This window comes from Enterococcus sp. DIV0755f (assembly GCF_051713725.1).
Classification (GTDB): Bacteria; Bacillota; Bacilli; order Lactobacillales; family Enterococcaceae; genus Enterococcus_D; species Enterococcus_D casseliflavus.
In genome coordinates this window covers 2,683,792-2,705,979 of sequence record NZ_JBIOQL010000001.1, presented here as the reverse complement: position 1 = coordinate 2,705,979, position 22,188 = coordinate 2,683,792, and the positions used below count along the sequence as shown (strand labels likewise).

General features: G+C 42.7%; 15 protein-coding genes. All 15 read left to right on the top strand.

Annotated elements, in window-relative coordinates:
* Window positions 1-85: 85 nt before the first annotated feature.
* Complete coding sequence (locus tag IGI73_RS12455) at window positions 86-1,396, top strand: ABC transporter substrate-binding protein (protein ID WP_060791387.1); 1,311 nt, start codon at window positions 86-88, stop codon at window positions 1,394-1,396.
* 189 nt (window positions 1,397-1,585) lie between these two features.
* Window positions 1,586-2,545: a carbohydrate ABC transporter permease gene (locus IGI73_RS12450; protein ID WP_016608843.1), complete on the top strand. Its 960-nt coding sequence runs from the start codon at window positions 1,586-1,588 to the stop codon at window positions 2,543-2,545.
* A 3-nt stretch (window positions 2,546-2,548) separates the two neighbouring features.
* Entirely contained in the window at window positions 2,549-3,382 is an 834-nt protein-coding gene (locus IGI73_RS12445) for a carbohydrate ABC transporter permease (RefSeq protein WP_016608842.1), read from the top strand.
* A gap of 75 nt (window positions 3,383-3,457) precedes the next feature.
* Window positions 3,458-5,071, top strand: a complete 1,614-nt coding sequence (locus IGI73_RS12440) for a glycosyl hydrolase family 28 protein (RefSeq protein WP_428206623.1) — start codon at window positions 3,458-3,460, stop codon at window positions 5,069-5,071.
* 421 nt (window positions 5,072-5,492) lie between these two features.
* The gene (locus IGI73_RS12435; RefSeq protein ID WP_438759235.1) at window positions 5,493-6,746 is read left to right on the top strand and encodes a glycoside hydrolase family 28 protein; all 1,254 of its coding nucleotides are present in this window, start codon (window positions 5,493-5,495) and stop codon (window positions 6,744-6,746) included.
* A gap of 51 nt (window positions 6,747-6,797) precedes the next feature.
* Window positions 6,798-8,315: an MGH1-like glycoside hydrolase domain-containing protein gene (locus IGI73_RS12430; protein ID WP_336682220.1), complete on the top strand. Its 1,518-nt coding sequence runs from the start codon at window positions 6,798-6,800 to the stop codon at window positions 8,313-8,315.
* Between the two features lie 374 nt (window positions 8,316-8,689).
* Window positions 8,690-10,204 carry an extracellular solute-binding protein gene (locus tag IGI73_RS12425; protein WP_010749864.1) on the top strand — a complete coding sequence of 505 codons (1,515 nt, stop codon included), beginning with the start codon at window positions 8,690-8,692 and terminating at the stop codon, window positions 10,202-10,204.
* A gap of 279 nt (window positions 10,205-10,483) precedes the next feature.
* Entirely contained in the window at window positions 10,484-11,152 is a 669-nt protein-coding gene (locus tag IGI73_RS12420; protein WP_016608835.1) for a DUF1961 family protein, read from the top strand.
* Entirely contained in the window at window positions 11,152-11,826 is a 675-nt protein-coding gene (locus IGI73_RS12415) for a YesL family protein (protein WP_016608833.1), read from the top strand. The genes IGI73_RS12420 and IGI73_RS12415 overlap by 1 nt, the downstream gene beginning before the upstream one ends.
* Window positions 11,801-14,314, top strand: coding sequence for a hypothetical protein (locus IGI73_RS12410; RefSeq protein ID WP_421758136.1), 2,514 nt, complete (start codon window positions 11,801-11,803; stop codon window positions 14,312-14,314). Before IGI73_RS12415 ends, IGI73_RS12410 begins: the two co-directional genes overlap by 26 nt.
* Entirely contained in the window at window positions 14,299-15,246 is a 948-nt protein-coding gene (locus IGI73_RS12405; RefSeq protein WP_428206621.1) for an ABC transporter permease, read from the top strand. The genes IGI73_RS12410 and IGI73_RS12405 overlap by 16 nt, the downstream gene beginning before the upstream one ends.
* 11 nt (window positions 15,247-15,257) lie before the next feature.
* Window positions 15,258-16,136, top strand: a complete 879-nt coding sequence (locus tag IGI73_RS12400; RefSeq protein ID WP_005234200.1) for a carbohydrate ABC transporter permease — start codon at window positions 15,258-15,260, stop codon at window positions 16,134-16,136.
* 86 nt (window positions 16,137-16,222) lie between these two features.
* On the top strand, window positions 16,223-18,433 hold the full coding sequence (locus IGI73_RS12395; protein WP_428206620.1) for a helix-turn-helix transcriptional regulator: 2,211 nt from the start codon (window positions 16,223-16,225) through the stop codon (window positions 18,431-18,433).
* A gap of 193 nt (window positions 18,434-18,626) precedes the next feature.
* Complete coding sequence (locus IGI73_RS12390) at window positions 18,627-21,299, top strand: beta-galactosidase (RefSeq protein ID WP_428206619.1); 2,673 nt, start codon at window positions 18,627-18,629, stop codon at window positions 21,297-21,299.
* Window positions 21,271-22,110, top strand: a complete 840-nt coding sequence (locus tag IGI73_RS12385; protein WP_010749858.1) for a sugar phosphate isomerase/epimerase family protein — start codon at window positions 21,271-21,273, stop codon at window positions 22,108-22,110. Before IGI73_RS12390 ends, IGI73_RS12385 begins: the two co-directional genes overlap by 29 nt.
* The last annotated feature ends 78 nt before the right edge of the window (window positions 22,111-22,188 follow it).

The window sequence follows — 22,188 nt, the reverse complement described above, 5'->3', positions numbered from 1 at the left end:
ATTTGCTCTTGTTTTTTCATTTTTATTAACGAGGATTTCCATTACAATCACATTGTAAGCGCAAACAAAAAAGGAGTGTAGAAGAATGAAGAAAACTTTTTTAAAAGCAGCGAGCTTGTTGTTTCTTGGTGCGACCTTAGCAGCTTGTGGCAACAACGGCAATAGTAGCGGAAGCTCAGAAGCTGATGCAGATGGGAAAACGACGATTTCCTTTACCTGGTGGGGCTCAGAAGTCAGACACGAGAAGTATATCGAATCGATCAAAGAATTTGAGAAACAAAATCCTGACATCAAAGTTGAATATGAATATGGTTCTTGGGATGACCATTGGAAAAAACTAGCAACAAAAGCGGCTTCTGGAGAATTACCTGATGTGATCCAGATGGATGTGCAGTACATTGCGCAATATGGAACGAAAAATCAATTAGCAGATATGTCGGAATTTATCGGCAATGAGATTCAAACCGATGATATCAAAGAATCGATTTTAGCAACTGGCGAGTTAGATGGAAAAGTTTTTGGCATACCAACTTCTGTCAATACGATGGCGATGCTCTACAATCCATCATTGGTAGAACAAGGGGGCACTGGGATCGACTTTAGCAATTATACCTTCGATGACCTTGTAGAAAGTACGGCAGCGATCGCTGAAGCAACCGGTGATTATGGTTGGAATGATAACAATGACAACAGTACGATTTTGCAATACTTTTTACGTACTAAAGGCGAAGATCTATACCAATACGATGCAGACGGCAAACCAGAGATCGGTTTTTCCAAAGAAAACTGGGTTGAATTTATGGGGGCTATCGCGGACCTTACGGAAGCCAAAGCAATGCCAACCGCAGAAGTGACTAGCAATGCCAACAGTATGGATCAATATCCGTTTTCACAAGGAAAAGCAGCCTATATGATGACTTGGTCCAATCAATACTTGACCTATAAAGCCTCCGCCGCAGAAGATGTCGAAATCAACTTGGCTCGTCCATTCGACTCAGAAAACGGGGCGATGGCGTATCGACCAGGGTTCTTTTATTCGATCGCGAATGCTTCTGAATCAAAAGAAGCAGCTGCGAAGTTTGTTGACTTTTTAGTGAATAGTGAAGAAGCCAATAAGATCATCGGTACTGAGCGGGGGATTCCTTCCAATGATGCCATCAAAGAATTGCTATATGCCGACATGACACCAGAAGAACAAGAGTCCTCTGATTTCTTAGATGATATTGCAGACATCGTCGGTGATCCATCCCCAATCCCACCAATTGGGTTTGCTGAAATCAACACGTACTTTAAAGAGCTGTACGCAGAGATCACTTATGGCACCATGACACCAGAAGAAACTTATGATGCCTTTACGCAACGCTGCGAAGAAATTTTTGCAGAAAACTATCAATAAGCATAGCTGTGGCGCCTTTACTGACTTTTTCAGTAAAGGCGTTTTTTTAGGAGAAACAATGGAGGCAAAAAATATAGGTCCTCTAGTTTTTCACATTTCTGTGCTTTTTTTTCTATTCATTCTTAAGAAGCACTTCGTTAAAATCAACTTGTAAGCGTAATCAACTATAGGAGGTAGGAAGTGAAAATTATGGAACTACAATCAAAATCACCCACGGCAAAAGAGCCTGGGAAACTCAAAAGCTGGTTTAATCGATTACCAGAATCAAAACAGAATATGGTTACAGGCTACTTATTTATCTCACCCTTCATCATTGGCTTTTTTGCTTTTATTATCGTCCCGATGGGGATTTCTCTTTTTATGTCTTTTCATGACTATGATTTATTGACAGAGGCGCAATTTGTTGGCTGGAATAACTTTAAGACGATTTTTACGAATGATCCCAAGTTTGTTCAGTCACTGACTGTTACGCTGAAATATGTTGTGTTGGCAGTCCCTTTACGGCTGATCGTCGCATTAGCAGTGGCGATGCTGATCAACCGCCCATCGAAATTAAGCGGCGCTTATCGGGTATTATTTTATATCCCTTCGATTTTAGGTGGGAGCGTGGCGGTCTCGATCATGTGGCGGAATCTTTTTGGCGATTCAGGGTTGATCAATGGCGTGCTAGCGGCGATCGGCTTAGACCCGATCTACTTCTTTAAAAGTCCTGGCTTAGCGTTGATGACCTTGATTTTATTAGCAGCGTGGCAATTTGGCTCGTCGATGTTGATTTTCTTATCCGGTTTGAAAAATATTCCGAAAGATTATTACGAAGCGGCAGAAATTGATGGGGCAGGAAAAATCAGACAGTTTTTCAATATCACGGTTCCAGTCCTGACGCCAATCATCTTTTTCAATCTGATCTATCAAACGATCATGGCCTTTTTGACGTTTACACCTGCGTTTATCATTTCGAATGGGACGGGTTCACCTCGTAACGGCACGTTAGTCTATTCCTTGTACATGTATCAACGAGCCTTTACCGATTTCAAAATGGGCTATGCTTCAGCCTTAGCGTGGATTTTACTGGTCATCGTTGGGTTGATTACGATTCTGTTGTTCGCAACATCGAAATTTTGGGTGTTTAAAGAAAACGAGGAGGTTTGATTGATGCGTGAACAAAAACAAAATTATTTCTTTGATGCCGTGATCTTAGTTGCTGCATTACTGATGCTTTATCCGATTTTCTGGCTGCTGTTTAGTGCCTTTAAACCTAGTAGTGACATTTTTCGAACGGCAACGGAGTTGATCCCCCGAAACTGGACGTTAGAAAATTTTACCAAGGGGTTTGAAGGGATCGCAGGGATTCCCTTCATTCGCTATATTTTCAACTCGTTGCAAATCGCGTTGATTTCAATGGTAGGGGCGGTCTGTTCTTCGGCTGTCATTTCTTATGGATTTGGTCGAATTCCTTTCAAAGGAAAAGGCTTTTGGTTTGCTTGTATCTTGGTCACGATGATGCTGCCGCAAGAGATCATCATGGTGCCTCAGTATCTTTGGTTTAATCAATTAGGCTGGCTTAACTCGATTCGTCCGGTAACCGTTCCTTCATACTTCGGACAAGCTTTCTTTATTTTCATGATGGTTCAATTCGTCTCTGCGATCCCGACAGATTTAGATGAAGCAGCAAAAATGGACGGCTGTGGACGGGTCGGTATTTTCTTCCGCGTGATTCTACCGTTGATGAAGCCTTCCTTGGCAAACGCTGCGATCTTCTCTTTCTATTGGAAATGGGAAGAACTGATCGGACCGATGCTGTACCTTACACGTCCGCAAAACTACACGGTATCGATTGCCTTAAAGCAGTTCCTAGATGCTAGCAGCACCTCCAATTGGGGAGCGATGTTCGCGATGTCTGTCGTCTCCTTGCTGCCTGTGTTGATCATCTTCTTTATTTTCCAAAAATACATTGTTGAAGGCATCAGCACGACTGGTCTTAAATAAGTGTGGAAAAAGATATTCGCTGTTTTGGAATATCTTTTTTCTATTGAATGAATTCGTTGAAGAAAGGACAAACCGATGCAACCATTTCAAGTAATTGATTTTCATGTCGTACCAAGTACGATCGGCGCTCATCAAGCGACCCTTATTTGGGAGAAGCCGCTACACGCTCAAGCTATTTTTGGTTATCAATTGTTTTTAGACAACGATTTGATCCAAACCAGACCAACAAACAAGACGCATTGGACGTTGACAAACTTATCTGCCGATCAAACGTATCAAGTAACGATCATCTGCCTCGATCATCAGGGGTGCCTGCTTACAAATACCGCAGTCACGACGACCTTTCGTACAAAGAAAAAAAGTGTTGTGTTAGACGTTACGCAAGCACCCTACCATGCTGATAGCGCAGGCAAAGAAGATAGTACCGCCATTCTCCAGCAAGCGATCAACGATTGCCCTAGCAATGGCACTGTCTGGATCCCAACAGGGGCGGTGATCCTTTCTGGTGCGTTGGAGCTAAAAAGCAATATGATTTTTCAGGTAGATGGCACATTGCAAGCAAGCCTCGACATAGAAACGTATCGGGTTGCCCCTCACGAGTATTTAGGAAGCGTGAATCAAGAGGGCTTACCATTAAGCCGTTATGAAGGCTGGGAATTGTTTTGCTTCCGTTCATTGATCAACATTGGGTATATCGATCAAGGCGATCGAGGGCGTATCGTTTGTGAAAATGTCCGTCTTTGTGGCAAAGGAACGATCATTGGTGGCGGGAATCCATTAGGACTGGCGATGCGAAACTCTTATGCAGACCGTGAACAGTATCCAGAATATGTTTCTGATGGAAAACCTGGAAGACGAGTAAGGGGACGTTTGATCTGTATGATGCAGGCCAAAAACATCCATTTGACAGAGTTGACGTTGATTGATCCACCATGCTGGACTATCCATATGATTTACTGTGACACCGTTGTGACCCATGGGGTGAATATTCAGTCCAAAGGCATCGACAATGGCGATGGTTGGGATCCTGATTCTTCGCAAAACTTGCTGATTTTTGACACCGTTTTTGATACGGGTGATGATTGTATCGCAATCAAATCTGGCAAAAATCCAGAAGGAAATCAGATCAATAGACCAGCGAAAAATATTCGGTTGTTTGATTTGGCTATTCGAGGAGGACATGGCATCGCGATTGGTAGTGAGCAATCTGGTGGTGTCGAAAATATCACTTTTCGAGATTGTCAACTGACCAATACGCTTTATGGGCTAGAATTGAAAGCGCAGAATGATCGTGGTGGCTATATTCGTCAAGTGACGATCACCGATTGCCTGTTGGATCGTTTCATGGCTCATCCTGTTGCTTACAATGCCGATGGTCAGGCAGCCCAACAGTTACCGATCATTTCGGATATTTTGGTCAAGAATACCCGTATCGTAGGGCAGAACCCTTTGGTCGAGCTAAAAGGGTTTGTCGATGAACAAGCACAGCAGGTTTCACCGATACAACGCGTTGCTTTTGAGTCAGTTGCCTTTGAATCAGCTAAAGGGCAAAAGAAAATGATTTTTGAACAGTGTCAGGAGGTCAGCTTTAAAGAGGCAGCGATCATTGATCGAGCGACCATAAGTGACGCAATAAGTTGCCAAGAAACAGTCGAACTATCCATGGTGGGACAAAAGAAACTCACGTAGAACAAGCTTTTGAAAATGATCTGCGTTGGTTCTCCCAATGAGAAACAGTTAGTTAAGCACCTTATTTCCTCCCTTGACAGGTTGCGCCTTTTTGCTTTTGTAGACAAAAAGGCGCATTTTTCTAACAAGAAAGGACGATGCAAAAAAAGACGATCCCCAGAAATCAAAAAGGACTTTCTTTTCCCGCTAAGGGGACTATAGTAAAGAATGTAGGGAAAAGGACGCCAGAAAGCACATGGGAAAAGACAACGAGATGTGCCAAGAGGAACGCTTTACTTGATGGACAGCGCCAGTAAGAAGCACTCAGTTCTATCCAACGAAATGATAGATGAAAAAAGGTTGGCGATGCGCAATTTTAACAATCATTTGTATCGACAAACCTATCAAAAGCTTAAAACAAAAACGTAGGAGGCAAGCAAGAATGGAAGACATCACGCAATTATTGCAACGAGAAATTGACCAAGCATCAACTGTGCAGGGAACAGTGATTACACCACCCGGCGCCTATCAAATCGGCGCATTGTTTTTAAAAAGCAATGTGCATTTGATTGTCTCAGAGGATACGATTCTGTATGGTAGTCAAGAACTGGCCGATTATCCCGAAGTAGATAATCGGGTCGCAGGGATCAATATGAAGTGGCCTGCAGCGATGATCAATGTTTTTCACGCAGAAAATGTCATGATCTCTGGAAAAGGAAAACTTGATGGTCGTGGAGAAATATGGTGGCAAACGTTTTGGGGAACAGATGAAGCCAGCGGGATGATGGCAGATTACGCAAAAAAAGGCTTACGCTGGGCAGCAGATTATGATTGCAAGCGCCCACGAAATATCCTTGTTTATGAAAGTCAGAAAGTAACCATCAAAGATATTTCGTCGGTACAGTCGGGTTTTTGGAATACCCAAATCACGTATTCTCACCACATATTGATCGACGGCATCACGATAGACAATGGAAAAGGGCCTAGTACTGATGGCATCGATATTGATTCCTGTGAAGAAGTCACGATTCAAAATGCCTACATTTCCTGCAACGATGACAATATCTCGATCAAGGCGGGACGTGGGGCAGAAGCCTTAGCCCAGCAAAGAAGCTGTCGGAAAATCACGATCAAAGACTGTCAGTTAGGGTATGGTTCAGGAATTGCCATTGGTAGTGAAACTTCGGGTGGGATCGAAGAGATCAAAATCCAAAAAGTTGTCTTTGAGCAAACTGGCGCAGGGTTTCGGATCAAATCCGCCAACAATCGAGGTGGATTTATACGCAAGGTCACTGCTTCGGATTTAACGATGAAGGATGTTGGCTTTCCTTTTCTCTTACAAACAAATTGGTACCCAGATTATAGTTATCCAGAACTGCCAGCTGATTATGAGGAAGAGATTCCCGACTATTGGCACAAATTGATGGTACAACCAGCTATTCCAGTAGGTCCAGCAAAGGTCTGCGACATTACCATTGAAAACGTGCAAGCCACCAAAACAGGACAACAAAGCGTGCGTGCTTTTTTCATCGAGGCCAGCCCAGCAGAACCGATCCGCAATCTAACATTAAAAAATCTTTCCATCCATGCCGACGAGTTCGGCAAGATTGCAGGAGTTGAGAACTTAAAGATGGTGGAAACGATCGTCACTGCGTTAGCGCCGACCTTGGATCAAAATGATGTGTATGAGCGGTAGTAGAGAGACAACGAGAACGTACATCGCTAAGTAGGAAAAGAGAGGGGCACAATGAGGGAAAATCTTATAAAGAAATATATTGATACATTTAATCACAATGATGAAGAACTTTATTCTCAATGTATATCAAATGCTGACGCAGAAACCTGGATGATGCAAAACGTCCCAGTATTTACATGTAATCAACCATTATTTGAAGAAGCATATTATTTTCGATGGTGGGTATTTCGGAAGCATCTGAAAGCCACACCAGAGGGAACGATCATAACTGAGTTTTTACCACCCGTTCGTTGGTCAGGACCATACAATTCCATCAATTGTGCTGTTGGACATCATCTTTCCGAAGCTCGTTGGTTAAAATGTGGTCGCGAACTCATTCACGAATATGTTGATTTTTGGTTTAAAGGCAGTGGAAATCAGTATGCCTATTCGTCTTGGATCATTGATGCGATCAAAAATTATGCGATTCTTTGGTCAGATGCTGAGTATGGTGTTCAGTTATTACCTCATTTGGTAACCTTTTATCAAGAGATCGAAACGCATCATCTGACTCGTTATGGTTTGTTTTGGTCAAATGATGACCGGGATGCCATGGAGTGTTCTATTAGTGGTAGCGGATTGAGGCCAACATTAAATAGTTACATGTATGCCAATGCCTTAGGAATTGCCTATTTTGCCGAGCAAGCAGGTGATTCTTCACTTGCTAAAGACTATCGAAATAAAGCGTCACTTTTAAAACAAAATATAATAAAGTATTTATGGGATTCTGAAGAAGAATTTTTTAAAGTGATTCCCTTAGAGGATAAAGATGCGCAAATTGCAACATTTGATTTTAAACAAATACCAAAGCAACACAATGTAAAAGAATTGATTGGCTATCTCCCTTGGCTCTTTGGTATTGCCGAAGATACTCATGCGAGGGCTTGGCGCTATTTGAGTGATCCCATGTGTTTTCACGGTGAGTATGGTCTGACTACAGCAGCCAGAGATCATCTGTGTTATAACTTACCCAGTGAGAAAAATCATGAGTGCCTTTGGAATGGACCATCTTGGCCGTTTGCCACAACCCAAACGATCGATGCAATGATAGCCTCACGGCAAAACAAAAATAGTTCACTTAAAGCAACAGACATTTCACGAGAATTGCTGACCTATGCGAATAGTTTTTATCGAAACAAAGCAGATGGGACAAAGGTCAATTGGCTTGATGAAAATATTGATCCAGATACAGGAGAATGGCTTTCCAGAAAAATTTTAAAAGACCAGAACTGGCCCATAGGAAAAGGTGGCTATGAACGTGGAAAAGATTACAATCATTCTGCTTTCAGTGATTTATTCATTCGTGGATATTGTGGTATTCATCTTTCTGATGAGGGACTACTGACGATCGACCCTATTAAAGATACGACGCTTGAGTATTTTTCTTTTGAGGATTTGCCGATGAAAGGTGATTTTATTTCTGTCTGGTATGATCGATCAGGAGAACATTTTGGCAAGGGCGTAGGCATTACGGTATTGATCGATGGCAAACACTATCAGAGTAAAAATAAGATTGAAATCAGTTTGTAAAGGACCAAGAAATTGGTCTTTTTTAATTTGAAAAATTTACAGCCTAAATGGTTTGGTCACAAGTAGCTTCTTAAGAGAATGTGCTACTTGAGTAAGAAAGACCTATCCATCTATTTAGAAGCATAGCATGAAATTAGAGACGGATAGAGAAAAGAGAGCGAAGATTTTAAGCCAAGAGCCAGTGCTTCAGATGTTCTTACTTTTTTTGGAAAGGGAAGACTCAGCAGATCGTTGTCAACAAACCCCTACCCAGCCATATATCAACGATTAACAAAAAATGTCAATTGCTGGAAATCCTGCTTTTCGTTATGCTTTTGGTATTGAAAGCGGTTTATTTAATCGGGCTCAACAACAAAATCTAAGGAGGAAAAGTAGTGAAAAAATTAAGTACGATTCTTGGTTTGGGGTTACTATCAGTCGCTTTTTTGTCGGCATGTGGGAAGGAGGAAGCAGGTTCCACAACAGATTATGATACGATTTCGATTTTATCGCCGTACATTGAAACTGAACCACCTGCAAGTGACAACGAGATTTTGAAGCAATTAGAAGCGTACACTGGCAAAAACATTGATATTACGTGGGCACCCAATACATCCTACGAGGATAAAATGAATATTACGTTAGCTTCAGATGATATTCCAGAAGTGATGGTCATTCAAGGAAAATCAGGAGGATTTATCAAGTCAGCAGAAAATGGCGCTTTTTGGGATTTGACCGACTATTTAGCTGATTATCCTAATCTCTCTCAATCTAACGAGGATGTTTTGCGTAATTCTTCTGTGAATGGCAAAGTGTACGGAATTTATCGGAAACGTGATGCGATGCGGACGGCGGTGATCATCCGAAAAGATTGGTTAGAAAACTTAAACTTAGATGTACCAGAAACGATCGATGATCTCTATGAGGTTGCCAAAGCATTTACTGAGAACGATCCCGATGGGAATGGTGAAAATGATACGTTTGGTTTGATTATTCCCCAATGGCCTGGCTCGATCAATTCAAATAGTCCTTACGATGTGTTAGCTACTTGGTTTGGGGCAGGAAATGCTTGGAAAGAAATAGACGGCACTTTAGAGCCATCCTTTATGCAACCAGAATACCTAGAATCAATGCAATTTGTTAAAGATATGGTGGAACAAGGCTATGTCAATCGTGATTTTGCAACCATGGCAGCAGATAAATGGGATGAGCCGTTTATCAATGGACGTGGTGGGATCATTATTGATACGTATTCACGAGCAGCACAAATCAGTAATAAATTATTGCAAGCTGGAGAAGAAGACCTCGTCGTCTTTACAGGGAATTTAAAAGATAATAGCGGTACGATGAATGCGTTACCGACAGATGGCTATTCTGGTTTCTTGGCGATTCCTAAGTCGAGTGTCCAGACAGAGGAACATCTAAAAGAGGTGTTGACGTTCCTTGATAAATTAAATGATAAAGAAGCACAGGTATTGCTGAACAACGGAATCGAAGGAATCAATTTTGAAGTAGTGGATGGAATGTCCGTCGCACTAGAAGGATCAGAAGCTGAAGCGTTAGCCAATGCGGTCAAAGGGTACTCACAAATTGGGATGAATGTAACGGAAGATACCCTGTACTATATTGCTAAGCCTGATACAGAAGCGGCTACTGAAAGCTATGAAAAACGATTGTCATTGATGGAAGCTGATTTAGAGCACGCTGTCTTTAACCCAGCAGCCTCCTATAATACAGATACGTATGTAACAAAAGGGGCACAGCTTGATCAGATCATTAGTGATGCGCGGGTTCAATTTATTGCAGGACAAATCGATGAAGCGGGTTGGGAAGCTGCGATCGAACTTTGGAAGAATCAAGGAGGCACGCAGCTGATGGAAGAAACGAATGCCCTTCATCAAGCACAATAACGACAGTCGAAGAAGGTTGAGTGGATCTTGCTCTCAACCTTTTTCTTTTTCAATAATTTTTTTCAGCTAATTATTCAGCTAATAAAATGGAGTACTATTTAGGTGAGACGAGACAGGTAGTAAGAAATCAGAAAAGAAAAAATGGAAAAAAACAAGTGGAAACCCTAATCTAACGCTTGATATCAAGGAATTCAAAAAAAGTCAATTGTTAGAAATGTAGGTCAAGTTTACTATGAAAAGAGAAAAGTAGCTCATATACGCATAAAAGGAGAAGAAGAAATGTTAGCGAAATTGATCTATGAAAATCCGCTGAATCAAGCAGCAGATATTCAACACTTTATTGCTGAAGGAGAGCCCAAAATTACTTTCCAAGACGGGATGATTCTGGCGAATACGTATTCTGAAGAATCAAACAAACAACCACATTTTGTTTTATGGCTGCCTCAACAATTTCCAGCGGACCTACGAATCACCTGGCAGTTTCAACCACTGGCTGAACCAGGCTTATGTATGCTCTTTTTTGCAGCAACCAATCGCAAGGGTGGCTCGATCTTCGATTCTGGAGTACCCAAACGAACCGGGGCATATCCCGAGTATCATTCTGGAGGGATCAATGCTTACCACCTTTCTTATTTTCGAAGAAAGTATGAGGAGGAACGGGCGTTTGAAACGTGTAATTTGCGCAAAAGCCATGGGTTTCATCTGGTCGCCCAAGGCGCAGATCCACTTCCGAGTGTAGCAGATGCCCGAGGGTTTTATCACCTAAGAATCGATAAGGTAGGTGCAACGATTTCCTTTTGGATCAACGACTTGTTGGTGTTAAGGTACCTTGATGAGGAACAGTTTGGTCCCGTATTAACTAAAGGAGCGATCGGATTTCGGCAAATGGCGCCAATGAAGGCCCGCTATAAAGACTTGAAGGTATATTCCTTAGAGGAGGAACGGTGATGAACTGGCAGAAAGCATATCAAGCAGCAGATTTTGTCTTTTATTGTTTGCTGATAAATGTAACCGTTATTATAGGTGCACTAGTAGGTGGGATCATCTTTGGACTGGCGCCTAGCGTACAAGCAGGATTCCACGTAGCAAAGAAAACCCTTAAACAGGAATCGCCGCCTTTTTTTCAAACGTTCTTTGGGTATTACCGCAGGAACTTTTGGCGATCGAATCGCTTGGGCTTACCGATCATTCTCTTTTATTTGTGCCCCATGGTGGTGATCCAGCAAGGATTTTTAGCGGCATTGACTCAAACAGGCTTGATCCTATTGATCGTTAGCCAATGCGTCGCGATCGCTGTGATCAATACATTGCTTAGCATGTACGAATATTATGTGCTCCCAACGAAGAAGTACCTAGGCGCTTCGCTACGCTTTCTTTTTTTTCAACCTATTGGCACCTTTTTAGGCGTCCTTTGGTTTGGGATTTGTAGTACGATCAGCTTTTTTCTCCCCGGTCTCCTTCCATTTTTAAGTATTGGGATGTGGATCATTGGCACAATGGGGATTTACTTGAAATTATTTGATGAAAATGAACAAAAGCTAAAGCAACAAAACGATGCAGTTCAACCTGCAGAGAGGGAAGAGGAGGAAATCGAACATGGCATTGAAATGGCTCAAAAATAAACCTAAGGGAAAACGTGGGCTGAGTTTTGGGTATCCATGGGAAAAAGGAGCTTTACAACCTGAGGTTCTAAGGGAGGAACTGTTTTTGCTGGGGGAGGAGCCGCTGCAAACGAAAGTACTGGCTTACTGGCCAGATGGCAGTGTGAAATGGACAGGACACAGTGGTCTGGTGGCAGAAACGACGCAGTTACTTTTTCAAAGAAAACAGCGTGTCCAGAAGAAACAGGCGATTGCTAGGGAAGCTTACAACGGTATTTATTTTGACAACGGTACGATCAAAGGCTTCTTCCCGAAACATGGAGAAGGGAAAAATGTTTTGGACTGGGTAGCGGTCAAGGGGCAGAAAAAATTGCGAGATCTTCACGCAATCCTGCAATACCAAAACAAAAAGGTGCAGTCCAAAGTAACGGACTTGATGTTGGAAGAAAATGGTTCAGAAAAAGCCGTTATCAAAGTATCGGGCGTCATTGAGATCAATCAAGAAGTGGTGCAAGAGTTTATTTTACGGTTCCGCATCTTTCGCCAAATCAGCAAATTGGAAATCATTCATACGGTCATTATCATCAAACCACTTGCTTATGAAGGCATGGGGATAGCATTTGATTATGCGTTGACAGGTGAAAATTGGAATCGACAAGTCAAATTTATTGCAGATGCTGTGTATCATGAAGCGGCACAATTGTTACTTTCACGGCGACACTATCAGCAAAACATTCCCTATCAACAACAAGCCAGTGGACAGCTCGTTTCATTGACCTCAGCGGACGAGCAGATGCTGTCTCATGCGGTGGAAAATGCTATTTGGGACAATTTTCGGGTCAATCAAATCAATCATCGGTCATTTGAATTAGAAAAACAGACCGAAGCTGGGTACTGTTGGTTGCCCATTGGGGATGGCGAGCATTATTCAGGTACCTTTTACGCTGGGGGAGAAACCGGCGGCGTTGCTTGCAGCATGGAGAAATTTTGGGAAAAAGCACCATCTGCGATCGAGGTGACAGGCATCACCCAAAAAGAAACCCAAATCACGATGTGGCAGTGGTCACCGAATGCCAAGCCAATGGATTTTCAGCACTATTCCAAACGGGATCATATGCTTAGCGGATACGAAGGAATGGAAGAGATTCGTTCGACGGCAGTTGGCGTAGCAAATACGACGCGTTGTTGGTTGGATCTATATGAAGAAGCCCCGTCAGAAGAAGTGTTGCTGGGCTTAGCTCAAGAAAACCAAGAACCTGCCCAGATCGTTTCATTGCCAGAGCGTTATCAAGAGACGAAGGTTTTTGGCAGGATCAGTTTACCAGATGAATCAACGAAAACGAAACAGTTGCTGGAGCAACAATTGGCTGAGATGCGTCAATTCTATTTAGCAGAAGTCCAACAAAGAAGTTGGTATGGCTATTGGAACTATGGTGATGTCATGCATACCTATGATCAGTTTCGACACCAATGGCGCTACGATCTTGGTGGGTACGCTTGGCAAAACACTGAATTGGTCCCTAACATGTGGCTTTGGCTAGATTTCTTACGGACTGGTGATCCAAGCGTCTACTATCTGGCTGAAAGCATGACGAGACATACTTCAGAAGTCGATCAGTATCATGCTGGTGAATACAAAGGATTAGGGTCACGGCATAATGTCGTTCATTGGGGCTGCCAAGCAAAAGAAGTTCGAATTTCAATGGCGGGTCTCCATCGCTACTACTACTATTTGACAGCGGATGAACGCATTGGGGAGATTATGGAACAAGTCAAAGACAATGAAACCTATGCTTTTGATGCGTTACCACCGATGCGCGAGTTTTATGAACGAGAAACGAAGCGGATACCGATTCGCATCGGACCAGATTGGGCTGCGCTAGTCTCGAACTGGTTTACCCAGTGGGAACGGACGAATGATCCTGTTTACCTTGAAAAAATTCGCACGGGCATCACCTGCATCAAAGCCATGCCCCAGCGCCTATTGTCTGGTCCTACAGTGTTATTTGATCCACAAGACAAAACCTTATCTTATATGGGAACTGGGAATTTTGGCGGCTATCACATGGTCATCTCCTTTGGGGCGCCGCAAGTTTGGTTAGAACTTGCTCAAGTGCTGGAAGACCCCGAGTGGACAGAGATGTTAGGGGAGTTTGGCTGGTTTTATAGCTTGAGTCCTGAGAGAAAAGCAGAAGAATCAAACGGGGTACTGACGGAACCTCATTTTGCCTGGCCAATGTTTGCGTCGACGATGATGGCCTTTGCTGGGCGAGTGCGTAACGATCAAGCAATCAGTCAAAGGGCTTGGCAGTTATTGCTTGATAATGACAAATCGGGTGTTCCATTGCCGATCGAAGCGACCATTGAAGCAGCGACAACGTGGAAAAAAATAAAAGAAATGCCGTGGGTATCGACCAATGTGCTGGCACAGTGGGGTCTAAATACGATTTGTTGTTTAGCACTGATCGGAGCGGAGTTAGAGGAGGAGAATGAATGGAAACAACAATAAAAAAAGTGCCGAAAACGAAAGAGCAATGGGGGAGTTTTCTCAACCATTTTAAACAAAATAAATGGCTCTATATTTTGACGATTCCCGGGATCATCTATTTTGCAGTATTTCGTTATGCACCGATGTATGGGTTGATCATTGCTTTCAAAGATTATGTGCCCTTTTTAGGAATCGCAGATAGTCCATGGGTCGGAACACAAAATTTTATGGATTTCTTCAATAATCCTGATTTCTTTCGGATCTTGTGGAACACGTTGATGATTGCCTTTTTAAACATCTTCTTTTCGTTTCCAGCACCCATCTTTTTGGCACTGTTACTGAATGAATTGCGCAACAAGCTGTTTCAGCGGACCATTCAAACCTTCGTCTATGTACCACATTTTCTTTCATGGACGATCGTCGTTAGTCTTTGGCATATCTTATTCAACATCGATCATGGAGCGATCACTCAATTTATCGCTTCGTTGACAGGCGTTGAAATCGACTTTCTCTCAGACCCGCAATGGTTCCGCCCCATGATCGTAATGCAATCGATTTGGAAAGAGATCGGTTGGGGGACTATTATTTATTTAGCTGCCTTATCAAGTGTAGATCAGGAACAATACGAAGCCGCGATCATGGATGGTGCAGGACGTTTCCGTCGTGTGTGGCACATCACTTTGCCTGCGATTCGTTCGACGATCATCATTATGCTGATCATGCGGATCGGGTCGATTTTGTCTACGGGGTTTGATCAGATTTTCTTGATGACCAATCAGTTGAACCGAACAGTAGCAGATGTTTTTGATACGTATGTGTATATGATGGGGATCACCAATGGCGCTTACAGTTACTCAACAGCCGTCGGATTATTTAAATCGATCGTTGGGATCATCCTCGTGCTTTGTACCAATAAATTAGCGAAACGCTTTGGCGAAAGCGGCTTATACTAAGGAGGAAAAAGATGGATACTTTACACAATACGAAGGCAGGGAAAATATTTGACATTTTTAATGCGCTATTTTTGGCATTGATTGGGTTATTCATGGTGATTCCTTTTATTTATGTGATCGCAGGTTCGTTTGCTACGGAGTTAGAATTGACCACACGTTCGTTTTTCTTATGGCCAAATGAGATCAGTCTCGACTCCTATCGCTTTATTTTTTCAACCAACACCTTTATCCGTAGTTTGCTTGTAACGGTCGGCGTTACCATCGTTGGCACGCTGGTGCAGCTTTTCTGTACCTTCACCTTTGCCTATCCTTTATCACGCAAGCACCTAAAAGGACGGAACACTTTGTTGAATCTCGTGATTTTTGCAATGCTCTTTTCAGGTGGAATGATCCCAACGTTTATCGTGGTGAAAAATTTAGGACTGATCAATTCTTATTGGGCATTGATTTTGCCAATCGCGATCAATCCGTTCAACTTGATGATCATCAAAAACTTTTTCCAAGAAATGCCGATCGAATTGGAAGAATCCGCCAAGATGGACGGCTGTACGGAACTAGGGATCTTATGGAAAATCATTTTGCCTTTATCAAAACCAGTGATCGCGACCTTCACCCTTTTTTACGCCGTTGGTATCTGGAACGACTTCATGAGTGGATTGCTCTATATCAACGATTCAGCAAAATGGCCGATTCAGTTATTGTTAAGACAGATCACGATGGCCTCCAGTGGTGCCAATGCGTTAGCAAGTATGGACCCCAACTATGTGCCGCCTGAACAAGGAATCAAATTTGCAGTCATCATTGTGGCGACTTTACCAATTTTGATCTTCTATCCGTTTTTGCAAAAACATTTTGCCAAAGGAATGCTGATTGGATCCGTCAAAGGATGATACACTTCAATAGTTGTGGATAGGTTGTCATGCGTTTTTTCGCATGACAATTTGTTACATAAAATCTATTACAAGGGTGTTTGGGAATGAAGTACTTTAAAACAGGCGGTTTTCATCGAAAACTGCAGCTAGCCAGTCTATGGATCGTCGTGCCGCTATTAGCCGTTGCAATCTTTTTGCATGCCTATTTGATCGGACCATTACAACGATCGTATCAAGAACTAAACAATCGCCAAGTCGAAGGAATCGTTAGTAACATCAACCAACAGTTCTCGCAGCTGGAAGTGACTTTAAGCGTTTGGGGGCAATCGTTTCAAAGGCGCTACCAAGAAGATTTATTGGAAACGACGAATTATCAGACGTTGATCCAGCTGTCGGAAGAATTGTTTTACTTAACCAATAGCTCCAATTATGTCAATCGAATCGGTATTTATTCGCTCGGAGAGGCGCCCTTTGGGATTGAAAGTGGCGGCACGTATGAATTAACGCTCGAGCAAACCAAAACAGCATTTGAACGCTATCGGATCGATAATGGTAGGCAGTATCAGTGGAAGATCATTGAAGAAGAGGATGAATTGATTTTTGTACAAAACATTGATAGCCAAGGCGAAGATCAGCCTAAAATTTTTTTAGTTGCAACGATCGACGAGCAATCATTGTTAAAGTATTTTTATGATACCCAAATTGAAAATGGACTCGCAGCGATTTCCTTTAATCATGAGAGTTTTCGTTTTATTGGCGATCAGAACTTAGCGAATGTTATCCAACCGCTGAGTGAGGAGCATCAAGGAACCTGGGTCGAATCGATCAATGGCAATGATTATAGCATGATCGCCGTAAACAGTACGCGACTCAACCAAATATGGACATTTTATACCGTCGTTCCCTTAGCATTGATTACCGAGCCAGTCACTCATTTGGCTAGAGTGCTGATCGTCGTAAGTATTCTTTTTATTGCTTGTGTGACAGTCATGAGTCTCTTTTTGGCAAAAAAACAATACCAACCTTTTGAAAAAACGATGGATCAGCTCTTTGGTAATACCCAATGGAAAAAAGAAAACGATCTGGAGTTTTTGGTGGACCGTTGGCAACAATTAAGTCGGGAAAAAGGATTGCTACAAAATCAGGCGGAACGCTTTCAAGATTCGCTGAAGCGGCAAGTGATCCAACATTTGATGGAAGGGTATTATGGCTATTTGTCAGAGGAAGAATCGCAACAATTACTGCAGCAAAAAAACTGGCGCTTAAGTGACCAAGGGTATCGCCTGTTTTATTTCCAACTCAATGATCTATTAAGCAATCAAGCAAATTCACAAGATGAAACCCACATTTTGTTTGCGCTAGAAAACATTATAACGGATGTCACAGCCATGTTTTTCCCAGAATCAACCATCGTTTCGTCAAATGAAGGGCGGATTTTGGTTTTTGTGGTCAATCAAGAGCAGCAACTGACAGATTACTTCACGATGGTCACCAAGCAAATCAATTTGATCGTCTGCCGTTATGTCACCATCGTTAGTTCGCAACAAGAAACTGAGATTCGCAAGTTGCCTGAAGTTGCCCAACGTCTCAAAAAGCAAATCCATCTGCAACGGTTGATTCCCGAAAATCAAGTGCTTCAAGGAGAGAAAATGCGCCCGCTGCCGAAGTATTCTCTTTCGCAAGAAAATTTGATTTTAACAGCGCTGAAAAGTGGCTATCATGTAGAATTGCAACGAAGTGCCCAGCGGTTTTTGGAACAGGTCGTGGCAGAAAACAATCAACAGGCTGCGGTGATCTATGTGGTCAATCGACTGTACGATCAAGTCGATTACCTTTTAAATGAAAATGGTGTCTCACGAACGGATTATGTATCGAAAACGGTTGTTTTAGAACGAATCGAACGACTTTTGGACATCAATCAGATTCAAGCCTTTTTGTACCATCATTTCTTAAAGCCCGTCTCCATCCTCTGGCAAGAAAATGTCGCTAATTCTTATAGTGAAATGATCCAAAAAGTAGCGGAGTACATCCAATCTGATTTTCGCAATGAACAAATTTCGTTAGAATATGTTGCGGATCGTTTCGAAGTAGACCCAATCTTTTTGAGTAAGGAGTTCAAGCGTGCCAAGCAGGTCAACTTTATTGATTATTTAACCAACGTTCGCATCGTAGAAGCGAAACGGCAGTTGCTAGAAACCGATCATCAAATCAATGAAATCGCAGAAAACCTTGGGTATAATCCCAGTTACTTCAATCGTTTATTTAAAAAGTGCACGGGAATGACCCCAGGACAATATCGAAAAGGTCAGAGCTGATCACTGTTGGTTGCTGCGAAAAAGCTCGTATTTTCGCAGCTTTTGCTCTGATTTTTCTATGTTTTCGTCAGCCAATGTTTTGTATAATAGAAAAGAAAGCGATTTCTAATACAGCTTAAGTTCAGCAAGAAAACCAGCGGACTTGTCAACGCTGTTGGAAATCTGATAGTAAATAGATGGAGGAAGAAAAGAAATGAAAATCGTTCTAGGCGGAGATTCAACCATGGCGGATTATCCCCTTGATCAACAGCCAATGATGGGCTGGGGACAAGCCTTACCAAGCTATCTACCCCCAGAAGTAAACGTACGCAATTTTGCAAAAAACGGCAGTACGACTCGTTCGTTTATCGAAGAAGGGTTGTTTGAGCAACTCCTGCAAGAAGTCGAACCGAATACAGTCGTCCTACTGCAATTTGGACATAATGACCAAAAAGAGAAAAATCATGTCACGATGGAGGCGTACATTGCTCATTTGACAGACATGATCCGTCAAATCAAAGAAAAAGCAGGAATCCCGATCCTGTGTACACCTGTTGAACGGCGGGTAGGAGAAGAGGGACGATTGGCGCATACGTTGTCAGCATTTTTACCTGTCTTAAGAGAACTTAGTCGAACGGAAGAAGTAGTTTCGTTTGATTTAAATCGCTATACCTATCATTATTATGACACATTAGGACTAGAAGCTTCCAAAGCACTCTTTGTTTGGTTAGCACCGAATGAGCACCCCAATTATCCTGCAGGTCTTGCAGATGATACCCACTTTTCAAAGCTCGGGGCGCATATGATCGCTCGCTATGTAGCGATTCGTCTACAGGCGTTTTTCCATGAGCAACCACTGTTTCCTGATATTTATTACGGCGCCTGCATGTATCCAGAAGTCTGGTCGGAAGAAATCATGCAAAGTGATAGTCACACGATGAAAACGTTGGGCATGAATTTTGCTAGAATTGGGGAATTCATGTGGCGCGACTTGGAGCCTCAACCTGGAGAATATGATTTTTCGTTGTTGGAACGTGCGCTAGAACAGTACCAAGCAAATGGCATCGATGTTTGCTTATGTATTCCAACTCCGACCCCACCCCGCTGGTTTACAAAACAGTACCCAGAAGCATTGGTCACTAACCAAGATGGAACGAAGATGCATCACGGCTCAAGACAGCATGTCTGTACCAACAACGAGGACTTTCGCCGTTATGCCTATCGTTTGACGAGAAAAATCGCTGAGATTGCCGAAAAACATGAAAATGTCGTTATGTTGCAATTGGACAATGAGTTTAAATGTCATGTCGATCTATGTTACTGTACGACGTGTCAAACGCGTTGGCATACGTATTTAAAAGACAGCTATCAATCCGTGACTAACCTCAATGAGTGTTGGGGAACGAAGGTGTGGAGTGAGTGGTATGACGCATTTGAGGATGTCGTCTTGCCGCTAACAACCCCATTTTTGCATAATTCTTCCTTGATGAATGCCTTTCGCCGCTTTACCACTGATACGTTGAATGAGTTTGCGCATGATCTTTGTCATTTTATCCGAATGGAGACCGCGTTACCCATTACCCATAACTCCGCTTTTGGGTTTAACTTGCAAAATGATGAGCTATTTGCTGATTTAGATATTGCTGGTTTTGATACGTATGCACCGGCAGACAACTATCCAGCGTATACGATGAACTTGGATCGTTGGCGGAATGTCAAACCGCGCAACAAGGAAATGTTATTGTTAGAAACTTGTACTGCCAATGCAGGTCATATTGAAAATTATGCGGCACCTCGTCCTCATGGGTTTGTCACAAGTGAAGCGTTCATTGGCTATGCTGGTAATTTGAAATCCTTCTGCTTTTGGCATTTTCGTGGACATCGCTATGGTGTGGAGCAACCCCATAGTGCCGTGTTAACTGCTTGGGGAGAGCCAGATCGTGGGTATGAAGAGGTAGTTCGGATTGGCGAACTAAGACAACAGATCGCACCACTTTTAGCGGAAACGAAGTATGTATCGGCAAAAATAGCCATTATCTACTCGGATTACTCGAAACGTTTTTACACGATCGATCATGGGGGTGTTTATGATTATCGCAGCCTGTTTACCGAATTTTACAGCAGTCTGATTCGGCAAGGAATTCGTGTAGAAATCATTCAAGAAAATAGTCCGTTAGAAGAGTATGATGTTGTTCTTGCCCCATTTGTTCGTTGGATCAGTCCTACCTTGTTGAAAAAATTTGCCGCCTTTACTGAAGCAGGAGGCAAGCTGATTTTAGGCCCGATGACGGGGGATCGGACAAAAGAGCTGGCGTGGCCAGCGACGAATGGCTTAGATCGTTTAGGAGAATGGCTCGGGTTTGACCAAATCCAGCAGTTTACGGTGAAAGGACTGACTTATCAGCTAACCTATGACGGCCTAAAAGAACCTTTGGATCATTTGGTCACAGTTTTTCACTGCCCAGAAGATTGGGAAACGATCGGACGTGGGAATGACCAAACGCTACTAGCTAAGAAACAACTGGCTCAAGGAGAGATCATCTATTTAGGTGCGCTACCTAGCAATTTACCAGACAGTTTGATATGGCAGTCGTTTTGTCGCAAAGAACTTTTCCCTTATGAATCAGAGCGCCAGTTGATCAAATGTTCGGAAGGTGTGATGAAGTATCGCCGAGAGTCAGCGACCCATGTCCAACTCTGGATCAGTAACTTAGGGCTGACGACAGCTGATTTTACCTTACATCTACCCGGTTTCGAACGCTTATCAGGTGAAGCGCTGGCGCGGGGGAACCATAGGCTAGAACCTTATGAAAATTTGATTATTGAATGGGAAAAAATAGTAGAAAGCGAGGAGTCAGATGATTCATTTAGCCATCCGAGGGCATGACCTTTCAGGAGAATATACACCAAAGCAGTTAGCACAAGCGGTAGGTGCAAAGAAAATAAAAAACGTTCAGTTTGCCTTGAATGCGTCTTTTCCAGATCTAAGTGCTCCTGAAAAGATGAATCCAGGTATGGGGACCTTCTTCAAGAATGAATTCCAAGAACAAGGCGTTCAAATCGCTTTGTTAAGTTGTTATAGTAACTTGATTCATCCCGAACCAGAGGAACGAGAAAAAATCTTACAGAAATTTGAGCGCTATTTATTCCATGCCCGTTATTTTGGTGCCAGCATGGTGGCTTCAGAAACAGGCTCAGTCATTGCCGCACTGGGATATAGTGAAGAGAATTTTTCAGATGAGGTTTTTGAAGACTTGATCCATGTGATCCAGCGACTCGTTCGAGTGGGAGAAAAATATCAAATCATGGTAGGGATCGAAGCCGGACTGAATCATCCGCTGTATTCGAATCAGCGCATCGCCGAGCTGATTGAACGTGTTCCTTCTGATTATTTAGGGATCATTTATGATCCAACGAATTTGATCACCGCAAAAACGGCTGCTGATCAAGTCGCATTGGTAGAAGAAGCATTTACTCTTTTCGGAGAGAAAATCGTCTGCTTGCACCTAAAGGATTTTCAACTCTCGGGAGAAGAAGTGATCCCTGTCCCGTTAGGTGAGGGACAAATACGGTATCCAGAAATTTTACAGCTTCTGATCAAACACAAGCCATACTGTTACGTGGTGCTAGAAGAAACAAAAGATGCTGGGATCGATCGTGCGGTGGCGTTGATTGAAGGCTTAGATTTAAAAAATTAGCTGGGGGTTTGTGTAGATGATTGTGTAAGAGAACACGGGAGTAGTTTTCTTGTTTTCTTAAAAAACACTGGCATTGAA

Bases quoted from the DNA above. Each gene is read 5' to 3' on its own strand.
- IGI73_RS12455 (WP_060791387.1), top strand. From the start codon at position 86: ATGAAGAAAACTTTTTTAAAAGCAGCGAGCTTGTTGTTTCTTGGTGCG.
- IGI73_RS12450 (WP_016608843.1), top strand. From the start codon at position 1,586: ATGGAACTACAATCAAAATCACCCACGGCAAAAGAGCCTGGGAAACTC.
- IGI73_RS12445 (WP_016608842.1), top strand. From the start codon at position 2,549: ATGCGTGAACAAAAACAAAATTATTTCTTTGATGCCGTGATCTTAGTT.
- IGI73_RS12440 (WP_428206623.1), top strand. From the start codon at position 3,458: ATGCAACCATTTCAAGTAATTGATTTTCATGTCGTACCAAGTACGATC.
- IGI73_RS12435 (WP_438759235.1), top strand. From the start codon at position 5,493: ATGGAAGACATCACGCAATTATTGCAACGAGAAATTGACCAAGCATCA.
- IGI73_RS12430 (WP_336682220.1), top strand. From the start codon at position 6,798: ATGAGGGAAAATCTTATAAAGAAATATATTGATACATTTAATCACAAT.
- IGI73_RS12420 (WP_016608835.1), top strand. From the start codon at position 10,484: ATGTTAGCGAAATTGATCTATGAAAATCCGCTGAATCAAGCAGCAGAT.
- IGI73_RS12415 (WP_016608833.1), top strand. From the start codon at position 11,152: ATGAACTGGCAGAAAGCATATCAAGCAGCAGATTTTGTCTTTTATTGT.
- IGI73_RS12410 (WP_421758136.1), top strand. From the start codon at position 11,801: ATGGCATTGAAATGGCTCAAAAATAAACCTAAGGGAAAACGTGGGCTG.
- IGI73_RS12405 (WP_428206621.1), top strand. From the start codon at position 14,299: ATGGAAACAACAATAAAAAAAGTGCCGAAAACGAAAGAGCAATGGGGG.
- IGI73_RS12400 (WP_005234200.1), top strand. From the start codon at position 15,258: ATGGATACTTTACACAATACGAAGGCAGGGAAAATATTTGACATTTTT.
- IGI73_RS12395 (WP_428206620.1), top strand. From the start codon at position 16,223: ATGAAGTACTTTAAAACAGGCGGTTTTCATCGAAAACTGCAGCTAGCC.
- IGI73_RS12390 (WP_428206619.1), top strand. From the start codon at position 18,627: ATGAAAATCGTTCTAGGCGGAGATTCAACCATGGCGGATTATCCCCTT.
- IGI73_RS12385 (WP_010749858.1), top strand. From the start codon at position 21,271: ATGATTCATTTAGCCATCCGAGGGCATGACCTTTCAGGAGAATATACA.